This is a genomic window from Thiomonas sp. (assembly GCF_054608695.1).
The window spans coordinates 1-14,946 of the sequence record NZ_JBTRXV010000012.1; the positions used below are offsets into that span (position 1 = coordinate 1).

18 protein-coding genes are annotated in these 14,946 nt (G+C 64.9%); 10 read left to right on the forward strand and 8 right to left on the reverse strand.

The window, feature by feature from the left end; all coding sequences use genetic code 11:
• A partial coding sequence (locus tag ACYCUK_RS06915; protein WP_461594130.1) for an NAD(P)(+) transhydrogenase (Re/Si-specific) subunit beta occupies positions 1-125 on the forward strand: 125 nt, incomplete at its 5' end.
• 130 nt (positions 126-255) lie between these two features.
• A complete protein-coding gene (locus ACYCUK_RS06920; RefSeq protein ID WP_461594131.1) occupies positions 256-558 on the forward strand; it encodes an H-NS histone family protein in 303 nt (100 codons plus the stop codon).
• Positions 559-984: 426 nt separating this feature from the next.
• On the opposite strand, the gene ACYCUK_RS06925 is transcribed toward ACYCUK_RS06920, so the two are convergent.
• Positions 985-1,263 (reverse strand): hypothetical protein, encoded by a 279-nt coding sequence (locus ACYCUK_RS06925; protein WP_461594071.1) that lies wholly within the window; start codon positions 1,261-1,263, stop codon positions 985-987.
• A 91-nt stretch (positions 1,264-1,354) separates the two neighbouring features.
• On the opposite strand from ACYCUK_RS06925, the gene ACYCUK_RS06930 reads away from it, so the two are divergent.
• Positions 1,355-1,633 carry a hypothetical protein gene (locus tag ACYCUK_RS06930; RefSeq protein WP_461594072.1) on the forward strand — a complete coding sequence of 93 codons (279 nt, stop codon included), beginning with the start codon at positions 1,355-1,357 and terminating at the stop codon, positions 1,631-1,633.
• A 121-nt stretch (positions 1,634-1,754) separates the two neighbouring features.
• Here the strand turns inward: ACYCUK_RS06930 and ACYCUK_RS06935 are convergent, their stop codons facing one another.
• The 6 genes from ACYCUK_RS06935 to ACYCUK_RS06960 form a co-directional block, all read right to left on the reverse strand.
• Positions 1,755-2,600 carry an ABC transporter ATP-binding protein gene (locus ACYCUK_RS06935; RefSeq protein ID WP_461594073.1) on the reverse strand — a complete coding sequence of 282 codons (846 nt, stop codon included), beginning with the start codon at positions 2,598-2,600 and terminating at the stop codon, positions 1,755-1,757.
• A gap of 135 nt (positions 2,601-2,735) precedes the next feature.
• Complete coding sequence (locus ACYCUK_RS06940; protein ID WP_461594074.1) at positions 2,736-4,076, reverse strand: ABC transporter substrate-binding protein; 1,341 nt, start codon at positions 4,074-4,076, stop codon at positions 2,736-2,738.
• A gap of 66 nt (positions 4,077-4,142) precedes the next feature.
• Positions 4,143-5,207, reverse strand: coding sequence for a branched-chain amino acid ABC transporter permease (locus ACYCUK_RS06945; RefSeq protein WP_461594075.1), 1,065 nt, complete (start codon positions 5,205-5,207; stop codon positions 4,143-4,145).
• Positions 5,208-5,219: 12 nt separating this feature from the next.
• The gene (locus tag ACYCUK_RS06950; RefSeq protein WP_461594076.1) at positions 5,220-6,116 is read right to left on the reverse strand and encodes a branched-chain amino acid ABC transporter permease; all 897 of its coding nucleotides are present in this window, start codon (positions 6,114-6,116) and stop codon (positions 5,220-5,222) included.
• 24 nt (positions 6,117-6,140) lie between these two features.
• Positions 6,141-7,001, reverse strand: a complete 861-nt coding sequence (locus tag ACYCUK_RS06955) for an ABC transporter ATP-binding protein (RefSeq protein WP_461594077.1) — start codon at positions 6,999-7,001, stop codon at positions 6,141-6,143.
• A 26-nt stretch (positions 7,002-7,027) separates the two neighbouring features.
• Positions 7,028-8,995 carry an AMP-dependent synthetase/ligase gene (locus ACYCUK_RS06960; RefSeq protein ID WP_461594078.1) on the reverse strand — a complete coding sequence of 656 codons (1,968 nt, stop codon included), beginning with the start codon at positions 8,993-8,995 and terminating at the stop codon, positions 7,028-7,030.
• Between the two features lie 166 nt (positions 8,996-9,161).
• On the opposite strand from ACYCUK_RS06960, the gene ACYCUK_RS06965 reads away from it, so the two are divergent.
• Complete coding sequence (locus tag ACYCUK_RS06965) at positions 9,162-9,905, forward strand: Crp/Fnr family transcriptional regulator (RefSeq protein ID WP_461594079.1); 744 nt, start codon at positions 9,162-9,164, stop codon at positions 9,903-9,905.
• 34 nt (positions 9,906-9,939) lie between these two features.
• Here the strand turns inward: ACYCUK_RS06965 and ACYCUK_RS06970 are convergent, their stop codons facing one another.
• A complete protein-coding gene (locus tag ACYCUK_RS06970) occupies positions 9,940-10,560 on the reverse strand; it encodes a methyltransferase domain-containing protein (RefSeq protein WP_461594080.1) in 621 nt (206 codons plus the stop codon).
• Positions 10,561-10,773: 213 nt separating this feature from the next.
• Between ACYCUK_RS06970 and ACYCUK_RS06975 the strand changes: the two genes are divergently transcribed.
• The 6 genes from ACYCUK_RS06975 (at position 10,774) to ACYCUK_RS07000 (ending at position 14,911) form a co-directional block, all read left to right on the forward strand.
• Positions 10,774-11,598 carry an ABC transporter ATP-binding protein gene (locus tag ACYCUK_RS06975; protein ID WP_461594081.1) on the forward strand — a complete coding sequence of 275 codons (825 nt, stop codon included), beginning with the start codon at positions 10,774-10,776 and terminating at the stop codon, positions 11,596-11,598.
• A complete protein-coding gene (gene mlaE / locus ACYCUK_RS06980; protein ID WP_461594082.1) occupies positions 11,595-12,383 on the forward strand; it encodes a lipid asymmetry maintenance ABC transporter permease subunit MlaE in 789 nt (262 codons plus the stop codon). The genes ACYCUK_RS06975 and mlaE overlap by 4 nt, the downstream gene beginning before the upstream one ends.
• A gap of 57 nt (positions 12,384-12,440) precedes the next feature.
• On the forward strand, positions 12,441-12,929 hold the full coding sequence (gene mlaD, locus ACYCUK_RS06985; protein ID WP_112487623.1) for an outer membrane lipid asymmetry maintenance protein MlaD: 489 nt from the start codon (positions 12,441-12,443) through the stop codon (positions 12,927-12,929).
• A gap of 4 nt (positions 12,930-12,933) precedes the next feature.
• A complete protein-coding gene (locus ACYCUK_RS06990; RefSeq protein WP_461594083.1) occupies positions 12,934-13,896 on the forward strand; it encodes an MlaA family lipoprotein in 963 nt (320 codons plus the stop codon).
• A 63-nt stretch (positions 13,897-13,959) separates the two neighbouring features.
• Positions 13,960-14,601, forward strand: a complete 642-nt coding sequence (locus ACYCUK_RS06995) for an MlaC/ttg2D family ABC transporter substrate-binding protein (protein WP_461594084.1) — start codon at positions 13,960-13,962, stop codon at positions 14,599-14,601.
• Positions 14,602-14,605: 4 nt separating this feature from the next.
• A complete protein-coding gene (locus ACYCUK_RS07000; protein ID WP_461594085.1) occupies positions 14,606-14,911 on the forward strand; it encodes an STAS domain-containing protein in 306 nt (101 codons plus the stop codon).
• Positions 14,912-14,946 lie beyond the last annotated feature (35 nt).

Sequence of the window (14,946 nt, forward strand, 5' to 3'; positions counted from 1 at the left end):
ACAAGCGCTCCATGGCCACCGGCTATGCCGGCCTGGATAATGACCTGTTCTACCTCGATAAAACCATGATGGTCTTCGGCGACGCCAAAAAGGTCATCGAGGACATTACTCGGGCTATCGAATAGGCGCCGCAGTCGTGCCCCGTATCAAGCCACCTCCGGGTGGCTTTTTTCATTTTCTGGAATATCGATTATTATGCGGACATTGCGTATGAAGATTCTTGTTCGTTTTTTGTTCACACCCAAGGAGGTTCTGATGTCGTCCTATAAAGATTTGCTCTCCCAGATTGAAACCCTCAAGCAGCAGGCTGAATTGCAGCGCAAGTCGGAAATCTCCCATGTCGTAGCTGATATTCGCAGAAAAATGCAGGAATACGGTATCAGCCTGTCGGATCTTGGCGCTACCGGCCGTGGTTCGCGCAGCAAGGGCACGACGGTTGCGGCCAAATACCGCAACCCCAAGACTGGCGACACCTGGACCGGTCGCGGCAAGATGCCGAAATGGCTGCAAGCCGAAGTGGGCATGGGCAAGCGCAAGGAAGATTTCCTGATCGCTTGAGATCCGCAGTGATGCTCGGCGACAAGCTTCTGCCTGTATCACCGTGCTATTTCGCCGCGCTATTGCTCTCTGCAACAGCGCGGCGGCGCCCTGGAGCTTGTTGATCTGGGGCACTCGATGAACGGATATGCAGGCCTGTTGCAAGCGGGCCCACAGCAAGGAAAGGCAGGCTTGTTCCCAAGCTTCCTTGACCCCGGTGGAGGCAGGCACATACCACACCAGGGGTGCTCAGTTCAGTTGTCCTTGCCGTGCAAGGCGGCAGGTGCTGCGTAAGCAGCCATGGACTTTCGCATGGCGCGGAGATTTCAGTCGGCACGTCCGCATCGATACTGATTCTCGGCGATATTCAACCCGTATCGCCAATTCCATTCGAGCGCGGTTGCGCTCGACGATCCATACGACGATCGCCAATGCGCGCGGCGCTGATCAGCCGGATATGAATGGGCGCTGATCGATGATGAGTTTGCCGTCATCGGGCAGCGTTGCCGGTGTGAACCATTGCACTTGCGCGCGCAATTTTGTGCATTCGCGCACGCTGCTTCGAATCGCCTGCTCCAGTGCATGACTTGGCTGCTCGCATTCGCATTGCAAGGTCATTTGACCTTCGCCTGCGTGCTGCGAAATTTGCCAACGCGCACGCTGAATCTGCGCATGTCGTTTCACAATATCTCGCACCTGCTGCGGATGGACGAAAAGCCCGCGCACCTTGGGGTTCGAACAGCGGCCCGGGCGAACAGAACACCCGCAGCGGGGCCGCAGAGCCCAGCGGCCGTGCCGTGCCCCAGCCGATCGCGGCGTGACCGCCGAACACATCGCCGCCTTGCTCACGGCTGTCGCGCTGCGATTGCGGCAACTGGGCTTTGCGCAGCACCGGGAGTTGCGCCAGCGCTTCGGGGTGGTTCAGGCTGTCGGGGTCGATGTCGCGCAAGCGTTCGCGCCAGGCCGGCGCGTGTGTTTTGGCATGTGCCGCGATGCGTGGCAGAGCGGACCAGAAGTCCGCCGTGCGCGACTGCGGGCTGCGGGTTTCCAGGGCGTCGTAGGGGGCTTCATGAATTGCGTTGAAGCCGGCGTCTGAATGGGCCATGTCGATGGGACGACGATGCGGTGGAATGTGTATGCGGGCGCGTGGCGAGTGGTTCGAGCGCGTTCTATAGATGGCCGGATGGGAGGTCACAACACCGCAGCGTGAGCGCCGCTCAGCTTAGCCAGCGCTTGCGCCGGCGGTAGCTGCGGACGTCGCGGAAGGATTTCTGCTCCTTGCCGGAAAGGCCGAGGTAGAACTCGCGCACGTCGTCGTTCTCGGCCAGGGCCGAGGCCGCGCCATCGAGCACGACACGCCCGTTTTCCAGGATGTAGCCATGGTCGGCGTAGCGCAAGGCCATGCGCGTGTTCTGTTCGGCCAGCACGAAGGTCGTGCCTTCGCGCTGGTTGAGTTCACGCACGATGCCGAAAACCTCGTCCACGACTTGCGGTGCCAGGCCCATCGAAGGCTCGTCCAGCAGGATGAGTTTCGGGCTGGCCATCAGCGCACGGCCGATGGCGCACATCTGTTGTTCGCCGCCCGAGGTGTAGGCCGCCTGCGTGCGCCTGAGGGTTTTGAGTCGCGGGAAAAAGGTGTAGACCTTCTCCAGCGAGTTCTGGATTGCAGCCCGGCCGTCGCGCCGGCTGTAGGCGCCCGCCAGCAGGTTGTCCTCGACGCTCAGATGGGCGAAGCAATGCCGGCCTTCCATCACCTGCACCACGCCACGCCGAACCAGCGCCGGAGCATCGTCCTGGTCGATGCGCCGGCCGTCGAAATGGATGCTGCCTTTGGTGACCTGGCCGCGCTCGGCGCGCAGCAGGCAGGAGATGGCGCGCAAGGTGGTGGTCTTGCCCGCGCCGTTGCCGCCCAGCAGGGCGACGATGCGCCCGGCGGGCACGCTCAGCGACACGCCTTTGAGCACCAGGATGACATGGTTGTAGATGACTTCGATGCCGTTGACGTGCAACAAGGCGGCCTGCGTGGCCACGGACTGTGCCGTGCTGGGGAGGGTCGGTGTCATGGCGGAGGGGAGAGGAGTGGAGGCCAGCGGGAATGAACGTTTCGGACACTGCGGAGACGGCTGCCGGGGCCTGGTGCGGCAGCTGCCGGGCGATGCCGGCAAGCGCCTTGTTCAGGCCCTGCAGGGCTTGCGTTTTCAGGTGCCCGAGGTTTCCTTGGCGCAGTCACGCGGCGTGATGTCGCGCTCCTTCGCATACTTGGCCGCTGCCTGCCGCACCATGGGCTTGATGATCTGCATGTCGGCATCCAACCACTCGGGCGACATCACCCACTTGGCGCCGTCCCAGGTCTGCACCCGCGCCCAGCTCGAACCCAGATGGTTCTCGCAGGTGGTGCGCAGGGCGCGCAACTGGCCGTCCACGCCCAGGCGCTTGAGCGCGGCGTCGTTCAGGTCGAGGTTTTCCAGGCCCCAGCGCACCTGCTCGCCGGTCATGGGCTTCTTGCCGTATTGCTCCTGCGCGCGGCGCACGCCCTCCACCGCCAGGATGGCCGAATACACGCCGCGGTTGTAGAGCACCTGGCCCACCAGGTCGCGCGGACCGGTGCCCTGGTTCTTGTCGTACACCTGCTTGAGGATGTCCTGCTGCACCCGGCCGATGCCCGAGCCGTATTGCATCGCCAGCGCGCGGTAGCCCTTGGCGTCGGCGCCCACGTCTTTCACGTCAGGCTCGGCCCCCGACCACCACACGCCGTACAGGTGATCCAGCGGGTAGGCGGTGGCGATGGCTTCCTTCAAGGCGGTGGAGTTCATCACCCCCCAGCCCCACAGCAGCACATAGTCGGGGCGGTCGCGCCGCACCTGCAGCCAGGTGGATTTCTGCTCGACCCCGGGCGCCGTCACCGGCAACTTGTCCAGCGTGAAACTGTGCATCTTGGCGCGCTCTTCCAACAGCGCGATGGGCTCCTTGCCGTAGGGCGAGTCGTGGTAGACGAGGGCGATTTTCTTGCCCTTGAGCTTGGCCGCGCCGCCTTCGCGCTTGATGATGTCCTGCATGATGATGTCGGCCGCCGTCCAGTAACTGCCCAGCAGCGGGAAGTTCCACTTGAACACCGCGCCGTCCTGCGATTCGGAGCGGCCGTAGCCGGCGGTGATCAGCGGAATCTTGTCTTTCGGTGCCTTTTCCGTGAGGGCGAACGTCACACCGGTGGACAGCGGCTGGAATACGGCTGCGCCCGTCGGGCCCTTGCCCTTGAGGCGTTCGTAGCACTCCACGCCGCGATCGGTGGCGTAGCCGGTTTCGCACTCCTCGAACGTGATTTTCACGCCGTTGATGCCGCCATCGCGGGCGTTGATCATCTTCAGGTAATCCACATAACCGTTGGCCCAGGGCACGCCGTTCGGGCCGTAAGGGCCGGAGCGGTAGACCAGCACCGGGAAAAATTGCTCGGCTGGCGTTGCCTGTACTGGGGGTGCGAGCAGTGCGCCGGACAGAGCCAGGACCAGTGCGGCATAGCGCAGGGATGGATGAGGTTTCATGGTGTCTCCTTCGTGGTGTGGGTGAAAAAATTCTTGGGGTCGGGCAAGGGTCAGACAAACCCGCGCTCAATGCGGGAAGGGCCAGATGCGCAGTTTGTTCTTGGCCGTGATCCACAGCCGCGCCAGGCCATGCGGCTCGACGATCAGAAAGAACACGATCAGCGCGCCGAACACCATCAGTTCCAGGTGCGACACCAGGCTGGTCGAGAGTTGCAGCCCGACCATGGCCGGCAGGCGGTTGAGGGCGATGGGCAGCAGCACGATGAAGGCAGCGCCGAAAAAACTGCCCATGACCGAGCCCAGGCCGCCGATGATGATCATGAACAGCAGCTTGAACGACATGTCGATGTTGAACGCCGCCGGCTCCCACGAGCCCAGGTGGACGAAGGCCCACAGCACGCCCGCGATGCCGGCGATGAAGCTGCTGACGCCAAAGGCCGAGAGCTTGGCGCGCACTGGTGAAATGCCGATGACGCTGGCAGCCACGTCCATGTCGCGCGTGGCCATCCACTCGCGGCCCTTGCGTCCGCGCACCAGGTTTTTCACCGCCAGCGCGACGACGCACAGCAGGGTCAGGCACAGCAGGTATTTGCGTACCGGCCCCTCGATCGCCAAACCGAAAACGTCAAGGTGTGGCGCCGTGACCGAACCCGAGGCGGAGCCGTGGGTCAGCCAGGCCACATGCGAGAACACCCAGTCGGCCAGGAACTGTGCCGCCAGCGTCGCCACCGCCAGGTACAAGCCACGGATGCGCAGGCTGGGCAGACCGAACACCATGCCCACGGCGGCGGCGATCAGCCCGGCGAGCAGCAGCGCCAGCAGCAGGGGCATGCCGGGCAGGCGCGCCATGAGGTTGAAGGCGGCGTAAGCGCCCACCGCCATGAAAGCGCCGGTGCCCAGTGAAATTTGGCCGCAATAGCCCACCAGCACGTTCAGCCCCAGGGCGGCCAGCGCCAGGATGAGAAAGGGGATGAGCAGGGCGCGCAGCAAATAGTCCGAGCCCCAGGCCGGCACCAGCACGAAGGCCGCGAGCAGCAAAGCCAGGATGAACAGCCGGTCTTGCAGGATGGGGAAGAGCTGTGCATCGGCGGCGTAGCTGGTTTTGAACTGGCCGTTTTCGCGGTAGAACATGGTTTGCCTTCCTCAGACGCGGTCGATGATGCGTTCGCCGAACAGGCCCTGCGGCCGCAGCAGCAGGAAGCCCAGCGCCAGCAGATAGGCGAACCAGCTCTCGATGCCGCCACCCAGCATCGGGCCTAGGTGGACCTCCGCCAGCTTCTCGCCGACGCCGACGATCAGCCCGCCGACGATGGCGCCCGGCACCGAGGTGAGCCCGCCGAGGATGACCACCGGCAGGCCTTTGAGGGCGATGAGCGAGAGCGAGAACTGCACCCCCAGCTTGGAGCCCCAGATCATGCCCGTGACCAGGGCCACCAAGCCGGCGATGGACCAGACGATGACCCACATGCGCGACAGCGGAATGCCGATGGATTGCGCCGCCTGATGGTCGTCGGCCACCGCCCGCAGCGCGCGGCCGACGTCGGACTTCTGGAAGAACAGGGTCAGCAGCGCCACCAGCAGGGCCGCTGCCAGCGTGGCGATCAGGTCTTCGCGGCTCAGCAGCAGGCCGCCTGGAATCAGTCCGCCCAGAACCACCGTGGGCTGCTTGGGCAGGCCCAGGTCGATGCGGTAGATGTCGCCGCCCCACACCATTTGCCCCAGGCCTTCGAGAAAGTAGGCAACGCCCAGCGTCGCCATCAGCAGGGTCACGCCTTCCTGGTTCACCAGATGGCGCAGCACCAGGCGCTCGATCAGCCAGGCCAGCGCCACCATCACGCCGAAAGCCAGCAAAAACGCCAGCGGCCAGGGCATGTGTTCCTGCAGCCGCGCCATGGCCAGCGCGGCGAACAGCACCATCGCACCCTGGGCGAAATTGAACACGCCGCTGGCTTTGTAGATGAGCACGAAGCCAAGGGCGATGAGGGCGTAGAGCACCCCGGCCATCAGTCCGGCGATCAGGGTTTCGAGCAAAAATCCCATCGTGGGCTCCGGTCGGGTCTTGGATCAGGCGGCATCGCTGCCGAGATAGGCGCGAATGACTTCGGGATCGGCGCGCACGGCATCGGGCGTGCCATCGGCGATGAGGCGGCCGTAGTCCAGCACGACGACGCGGTCCGACAGGTCCATCACCACCCCCATGTCATGCTCGATCAGCACGACGGTGGTGCCGAACTCCTCGCGCACGTCGAGGATGAAGCGGCACATGTCCTCCTTCTCCTCCAGGTTCATGCCGGCCATGGGCTCGTCGAGCAGCAGCAATTGGGGTTGCATCGCCAGCGCCCGCCCCAGGTCCACCCGCTTTTGCAGGCCATAGGGCAGACGCCCCACCGGCTGCTTGCGCCAGGCCTGGATTTCGAGGAAGTCGATCAGGCGCTCGACCACCTCGCGCTGGGCGATTTCCTCACGCAGCGCCGGCCCCAGGCGCAGCGCCTGCGCCAGCAGTCCGCAGCGCATATGCAGGCTGCGCCCGGCCATGATGTTGTCGAGCACGCTCATGCCCGAAAACAGCGCCAGGTTCTGGAAGGTGCGGGCGATGCCCAAGCGCGCGGCCAGGGCCGGCTGCATGCGGGCGGGGCTGCGGCCGTCGAAACGCACCCTCCCCCGCTGCGGCTGGTAGACGCCCCCGACCACATTGAGCAGCGAACTCTTGCCCGCGCCGTTGGGCCCGATAATGGCGCGAATCTCGCCGCGCCGCACATCGAAGCCCACGCCCTGCAGCGCCTTGATGCCACCGAATGCCAGGTGAATGTCGGCCAGTTCGAGCAGCACGTCGGCGCGGCCCGCTGATGTTGTGGCGGCTTGCGTGCCAGCCGTGGGGGCAGGTGATTGCTGCGTGGGATTGGACAGACGCAGGGCGAGGTTCATCGCGTGGGCTCTTGGCGGGGATGGGTTCAGGCGGCTTGGCGCAGCGCGGGGTGAACGGTGGCGTCAACCAGGGGCAGATCCGCCTGCACCGAGCCGGTGCGGCCATCGTCGAAACGCACCTGCACGTGGATGTGCTGCTGCTGGCGGCTCGGGTCGTACAGGGCTGCCACCAGTGCGGCGTATTTCTGCGCGACGAAGCGCCGCCGCACCTTGCGGGTGCGGGTGAGTTCTTCGTCGTCCGGGTCCAGTTCCTTGTGCAGCACGGCGAAGCGGTGCACCTGCACCCCGGCCGTGTGCGGGTCGGCGGCGAGGTCGGCGTTCACACGCGCCACGCAATCCGCCAGCAGCGCCAGCACCTCGGGCTTGGCGGCGAGGTCGGCGTAGCCGCTGTACGGCAGGGCGCGCTTTTCCGCCCAGTTGCCCACGGCCGCGAAGTCGATGTTCAGCAGCGCCACCACATGCGCGCGTTCGGCACCGAAGGCCACCGCTTCCTTGATCGCCGGGTAGAACTTGAGCTTGTTCTCGATCAGCTTGGGCGCGAACAGGGTGCCGTCCGCCAGCCGCGACACGTCCTTGGCGCGGTCGATGATGCGCAACTGGCCGTCGGGCTCGATCCAGCCGGCGTCCCCCGTGTGATACCAGCCGTCGGCGTCGAGCACCTCGGCGGTGGCCTCCGGATTGCGGTAGTACTCGCGCAGCAGCCCCGCGCTGCGCAACACGATCTCGCCGCTGTCACTCACGCGCAATTCCACTCCCGGCGCGGGCAGGCCGACGCTGTCGCTGCGCGCGCCGGAATCGGGCTGCATGCAGACGAACACCGCGGTTTCGGTCGAGCCGTAGAGCTGCTTGAGATTGATGCCGATGCCGCGGTAGAAGCGGAACAGCTCGGGGCCGATGGCCTCGCCCGCGGTGTAGGCCACGCGCACCCGGCTCAGGCCGAGCCCATTGCGCAGCGGCGCCAGCATCAGTGCGTTGACCAGGGGCAGCAGCAGGCGGTCGCGCAGCGCCGGGTGGCCGCCCGCGTCGCGTGCCCCCTGCACCCGTTCGGCCAGGGCGATGCTGGCGCGATACAGCCAGCGCTTGAAGCCTGCGGCGTCGTCCATGCGCACCTGCACCTTGGTGAGCAGGGCCTCGAACACGCGTGGCGGGGCGAAGTAGTAGGTCGGGCCGATTTCGCCCAGGTCGATGGCCACGGTGGATGGCGACTCCGGGCAGTTCACCGTGTAGCCGCAGACCAGATGCTGGGCGTAGGAAAAGATGTTCTGCCCGATCCATGCCGGAGGGAGGTAAGCCAGCACGTCCTCACGCGCGGTGAGCCGGTCGAACGCGGCGCCGGCGCGGGCGCGGTCGATCAGGCTGGCGTGGGTGTGCACCACGCCCTTGGGGTGGCCGGTGGTGCCGGAGGTGAAGAACAGCGCCGCCACATCCTCCGGCCGGCCTTGTGCCACCACTTGCTCGAACAGATCGGGGTGCAAAGCGTGGTGCTGCCGGCCCAGCGCCTCGACCTCGTCCAGGCTGAGCAAACCTCGGGCCGTGTTCTGGCGCAGGCCTCGCGGGTTGTGGAACAAAATATGGTCGAGCAGCGGCAGCGCCCCGCGCATGTCCAGCAACTTGTCCACCTGCTCCTGGTCTTCAACGATGGCAAAACGCATCGCCGCCAGTTCCAGTGGATAGGCCAGTTCGGCCGCAACGGCGTCTTGATAGAGCGGGGCTGGAATGGCGCCGAGGGTTTGCGCCGCCAGCATCACCGCGTACAAGCGTGGCCGGTTTTCGCCGACGATGGCCACATGCTCGCCGCGCTGCAGGCCCAGGGCCGCCAGGCCACAGGCCAGGCGCCGCACCCAGTCCAGTCCCTGCGCCCAGGTGATGGATTGCCAGACGCCGAGGTCTTTTTCGCGCCAGGCCACGCCGCTGGGTTGCCGCCTTGCATGCTGCAGCAGCAACCGGGGAAAGGTTGATGCGTCCTCGGATCGACCTGCTTGCAACTCGCCCATGTCTCCTCCTGGCGCTGCGTGTTGCGGGTTGGTATTAGCCCGCAATCGTCATGCTTGGCTGCCCATCTCGTCGTTTTGGTGGGTTTGCTCGAAGCGTTTACATTTTGTCATGGAGTTTAGGCTGGAATTTGGCGCATATTTGTCCCCAAAACGACAATCAAGCGCCATGAAGCCTAGGGATTACACCGAATTCACCCAGTCCTGCCCGTGGATGGCCGAGCTGCAGGACAGCGAACGCCTGCGCGTGCACCACGATTTGCGCGTGCAGGTGTTCGAGCCCGGCGCCCCCGTCTGCCAACGCGGCCAGAGCGCCGAGCATTGGGTGGGCGTGCTCAGCGGCCTGGTCAAGGTATCTTCGGTCTCGCTCTCGGGCAAGACCATCACCTACACGGGCGTGGCGCCAGGAGGCTGGTTCGGCGAGGGCACGCTGCTCAAGCGCGACGTCTGGAAGTACGACGTGATCGCCCTGCGCAAAAGCCGTATCGGCCTGCTGCCGGCCGAGACCTTTTTTTGGCTGCTCGACCGGAGCCTGGCGTTCAACCACACCATCGTCAACCAGCTCAACGAGCGTCTGGGCCAGTTCATCGGGCAGTTGCAGATCGACCGGCTTGCCGGTTCGGACGAGCGCGTGGCGCACACCCTGGCCGCCATGTTCCATCCGGTGCTGTATCCGGGCGTGGGGCAGCTGCTGCGCGTGACGCAGGAGGAATTGGGCTATCTCTGCGGCCTGTCGCGCCAGCGCGTGAACCAGGCCTTGCAGCGCCTCTCCAGTCTCGGCCTGCTGCGGCTGCGCTACGGCGGCATCGAGGTCCCCGACGCCGCCCGGCTGCGAGCCTTCGAGTCGTCCCACGTCGAGGTTCATGAAGCGGCGCGTGGGGTGCAGCGCGTGACGCAGCACGAAGCTGGTTGAGCCGGCTTGGGCAGCGCCGGCACCCCAGGCGCTGCTATGCGGCTGGCTTGGGCTGCAGCAGGATGCCGATTTCGAAGATCCCCAAAGGGTGGGGAACATGGGCGAAGGGCGGCGCCGGCCAGTCCCAGCGCGACGCGGGAAACAGCGCGCGCATGGCGTGAATGTCGCAGTGATAGGGCGGCCCCTGGATCAGGCCCTGGGCCGCGCCATCCTTGAGCGTTTGCATGAAGAGAGCGAACAGCCGCCCTCCAGGCCGGAGCCAGGCATGCAGCCGCGCGGCATAGCTCATCCAGTCGTCCGGATGCAGCGCACACAAACAGGTTTGCTCGTAAATCGCATCGAACAGGCCATCATCCGGCGTCCATTCGCGCACATCAGCCTGCAAAACGCTCCCACGTAGGTCTGCTGCCCGGAGCTGCGCAGCAACCCGTTCGACCGCAGCCGGGGCGTAATCCAGCGCCGTGACCTCGAAACCCGCTGCAGCCAGGGCCAGAACTTCGTACCCGTTGCCACAGCCGGGAACCAGAATGCGGCAAGGGCTGAGCGTGCCGCTTTCCAGCCACGCCAGCAGTTGCGGACTGGCCGAACCGCGATCCCAGGGGGTGATGTTTTGCTCGAACAAGCGCTGCCAAAAAGGACGATCGGGTCCGGTCATGGCAATGGTTTCCAGTGTGGTGTGGCATGCGGGAGCGAACCTGAGAGCTGCAATCATAGGTTTTGATTGGGAAATATTGCCCAGAGCACAGCACATTCAACGACTTTGGCGTCGAAGAACCCGGTGTTGGCAGGCCGCCAACGGCACATTGATGCAGTCTCAATAGAATGCAGGACTTCCTTCGGGGCAACCCGGATACCCAACTTCCAACGTATGACCCATACGCCCAAGCAGCCGCTGGTCGAATTCGACGCCGTCGAGTTTGGCTACGACGCGCGCCCTGTGCTTACGCAGGCTTCGCTGCGGGTGATGCCTGGCCAGGTGGTGGCGGTCATGGGCGCCTCCGGAGGCGGCAAGACCACGACCCTGCGCCTGATCGGCGGCCAGATCCGGGCCACTGCCGGCACGGTGCGCTTTGACGGCCAGGACGTGGGCGCGATGCGGCATGCCGAGTTGTACGCCGCGCGCCGGCGCATGGGCATGTTGTTCCAGATGGGCGCGCTGTTCACCGATCAGACGGTGTTCGAGAACGTGGCTTTCGCCTTGCGCGAGCACACCCGCCTGCCCGAAAGCATGATTCGCGACCTGGTGCTGATGAAGCTCAACGCCGTGGGCCTGCGCGGCGCGCGCGACCTCTATCCCGCCCAGCTCTCCGGTGGCATGGCCCGGCGCGTGGCACTGGCGCGTGCCATCGCGCTCGATCCCGCGCTGGTGATGTACGACGAGCCGTTCGCCGGGCTCGACCCCATTTCGCTGGGCATTTCCGCGCGGCTGATCCGCACCCTGAACGACGCACTGGGCCTCACCAGCATCGTCGTCTCGCACGACGTGGATGAAACCTTCGCCATCGCCGATCGCGTGTTCATTCTGGGCAACGGCACCCTCATCGCCGAGGGCACGCCGGCCGAGTTGCGCGCCAGCGCCGATCCGCTGGTGCACCAGTTCGTGCGCGGCGAGCCTGACGGGCCAGTCGGCTTCCACTACCCGGCTGCGCCGCTGCAGGCCGACTTTCTCGACACACCGGCAGCACGGCCATGAACGCCATCCTCGGTTTCGTCGCATCCATCGGCTTCGGCACCCGTCGCCTGCTGGCCAACCTCGGCTACGGCCTGCGTCTGTTCCTGCGTCTGTTGGCGCTGCTGCCAAGCGCATTGCGCCGCCCGCAGCTCATCGCCCAACAGGTGTTTTTCCTGGGCAACTACTCGCTGTCCATCATCGCCGTGTCGGGCCTGTTCGTCGGCTTCGTGCTCGGGCTTCAGGGCTACTACACGCTGTCGCGCTACGGCGCAGCCAACTCGCTCGGCCTGGTCGTGGCGCTCAGCCTGGTGCGTGAACTCGGCCCGGTGGTCACGGCCTTGCTGTTCGCCGGACGCGCCGGCACTTCGCTGACCGCCGAGATCGGGCTGATGAAGGCGGGCGAGCAAATTTCGGCGATGGAGATGATGGCGGTCGATCCCATGGCGCGCATCCTGGCGCCGCGCTTCGTCGGTGGCCTGATCGCCATGCCCTTCCTGGCCGCCGTGTTCAGCGCCGTGGGCATCGTCGGCGGCTATGTCGTCGGCGTGCTGATGATCGGCGTCGATTCGGGGGCCTTCTGGTCGCAGATGCAAAGCGGCGTGGACGTGTTCAAGGACGTTGGCAACGGCGTCATCAAGAGCCTGGTGTTCGGCGTGGCCGTCACCTTCGTCGCGCTTTACCAGGGCTGGCGCGCCCAGCCCACGCCCGAGGGCGTGTCGCGCGCGACCACCCGCACCGTGGTGGTGGCATCGCTGGCCGTGCTGGGGCTGGATTTCATTTTGACGGCGCTGATGTTCAGCACTTGAACGCACAGGCTCGGCGCCGCCACTGCAAAGCGTGGCGCCGAGCGACAAGGAGCAGGCATGGAAAGCAAGAAAATCGACGTCTGGGTGGGGCTGTTCGTGCTGATCGGCGCGGCGGCCCTGCTGTTTCTGGCACTGAAGGCCGGCAATCTGCTGAGCCTGAATTTCGGCCCGACCTACGACGTCACCGCCCAGTTCGACAATATCGGCGGCCTCAAGTCCGATGCCCCCGTGAAAAGCGCAGGCGTGGTGGTCGGTCGTGTCGCCGGTATCCAGTTCGACAACCAGACTTTTCAGGCCAAGGTCACGCTGGCCTTGGATCAGCGCTATAAATTCCCCACCGACACATCGGCCAAGATTCTCACCTCGGGCCTGCTTGGCGACCAATATCTCAGCCTCGACCCCGGCGCTTCCCAGAAGAACCTTCAAAATGGTGGCGTGATTCAAAACACGCAATCAGCCGTGGTTCTGGAGAATCTGATTGGCCAGTTCCTCTACAACAAGGCCGCATCGAGCAATAGCGGCCATAGCAACGCGGCCGCGAAATAAACCCATGGAGCGCATATTGTCCTCAGGCTTGTCTGTCCAACCCGCCCAAGCTGCTTCAGGGCGGCCGCTCAAGTATGCCGCCATTGGCCTTGCACTGGCCACGAGTCTGTTGGCCGGGTGCGCCACCAACAACCCGCAAGACCCGCTGGAGCCTTACAACCGCGCGATGTTCAAGATCAACCAGAACGTCGACAAAGCCGTGCTCAAGCCGGTGGCCACGGGCTATAAGGACGTGGTGCCGATTCCCATGCGCAAGGGCGTGACCAATTTCTTCGGCAATCTCGGCGATGTCTGGTCGATGGCCAACGACTTCGCCCAGGGCCACGTCGTGGAGGGTTTGAACGGTTTCATGCGCGTGGGCGTCAACACCGTGTTCGGCGTGCTCGGCGTGCTCGACATTTCCTCGGAGATGGGCTTGTACAAGCAGCCGAATGACTTTGGCCTCACACTGGCACGTTACGGCATCGGCTCCAGCCCGTATTTCGTCATACCCCTGCTTGGCCCCAGCACCATCCGCGACGCTGCCGGTACCGGAGTGGCCATTTTTTACGCGCCCTTCAACTACACCACCAACAACGCGGCCGTGCGCAACTCGGCGGCCGTGCTGCAACTCGTCAATACCCGCGCCAACATGTTGAGCACCACGGCCTTGCTCGAACAAATCGCGCTCGACCCCTACGTTTTCACGCGCGATGCTTTCATGCAGCAGCGCAAGTCGCAAGTCAAGGCCGTGCGCAGCGAAGGCATTTTGTCTCCCGGACCGCTGGATTCGGGCGGCAACTATTCAGATGCCGACGCTGCCGGCGACGTCAGCGACACGATGGACAGCGGGGCTCAAGCGCAGCCGGCCCCAGCCCCAGCCCCTGCGATCAGTCCCGCCAATACCCCTCAACAGGCGCCATCATCTCCAGCGGCGCCCTCGGTTTCGCCCACGGCAAGCCCGGCCGCTTCGGCCGCACGCCCCTGACCCTGTCATCTGTCGCGCTTGCTGCCCGTTAAGGCAGGGAGCCGAACACCTTTGGAGAACTCCATGTTCCGAACATTCAAAACCGCTTTACTGCTGCCCGCTCTGGCCCTGGGCTTGTTGGCTGCCGCGCCCGCTGCGCGGGCCGATACGCCAGCCCCGGTGCAGGTCATCCAGAAGCTGACGGATTCCGTCATGGACGCAGTCAACAACGACCCGGCGCTGAAGTCTGGCGACCCCCAGAAGGTCATGCAACTGGTCGAGACCAAGGTCCTGCCTTTCGTCGACTTCCAGCACATGACGGCCTCGGCCGTCGGCCGCTACTGGCGCCAGGCCACCCCCGCGCAACAGAAGGAATTGCAGCAGCAGTTCAAACTCCTGCTCATCCACACCTACTCGGGCGCGGTGAGCCAGATCAAGAATCAAAAGGTGGAATACCTGCCATTTCGCGCCGCGCCGAATGCGACCAACGTCGTGGTTCGCACCCGCGTGCTCAATAACGGCGAGCCCATCCAGCTTGACTACCGTTTGGTGAAAATGGACAACGACTGGAAGATCGCCGACGTCAACGTCATGGGCATCTGGCTGGTGGACAACTACCGCGGCGTGTTCGCTCAGGAAATCGGTCAAAAAGGCGTTGAAGGCCTGATCCAGACCCTCACCACGCGCAACAAGGAACTGGCTCACGCCAGCAGCGCCAAGGGTTGAGGCGATGGCGCACTTCGTTCTGCCTGCCAGCGTGACTGTCGCCGAAGCCGGGGCGGTGGTGCGGCAGGCGCTCGGCGCACTGCGCGCCGAGCCCACCGCGCAGCTGTGGGAGGTGGATGCCGCAGCGCTGCGCGATTTCGACTCGGCCTGCCTGGCATTGCTTCTGGAGCTGCGCAGGCAGGCGGGTGACCGTGCGCTGCGCGTGCTCTCAGCGCCGCCGCGCCTGGCCCATCTGGCCACCGCCTACGGGCTGGATTTCGCCCTCGGCGAGGCCGCCGCAGCTCCACCTGGGCCAGAGCTGCATTCCTGAGCCTTTGCGGCTGGTGGTCCAACACCCTGGCCGAC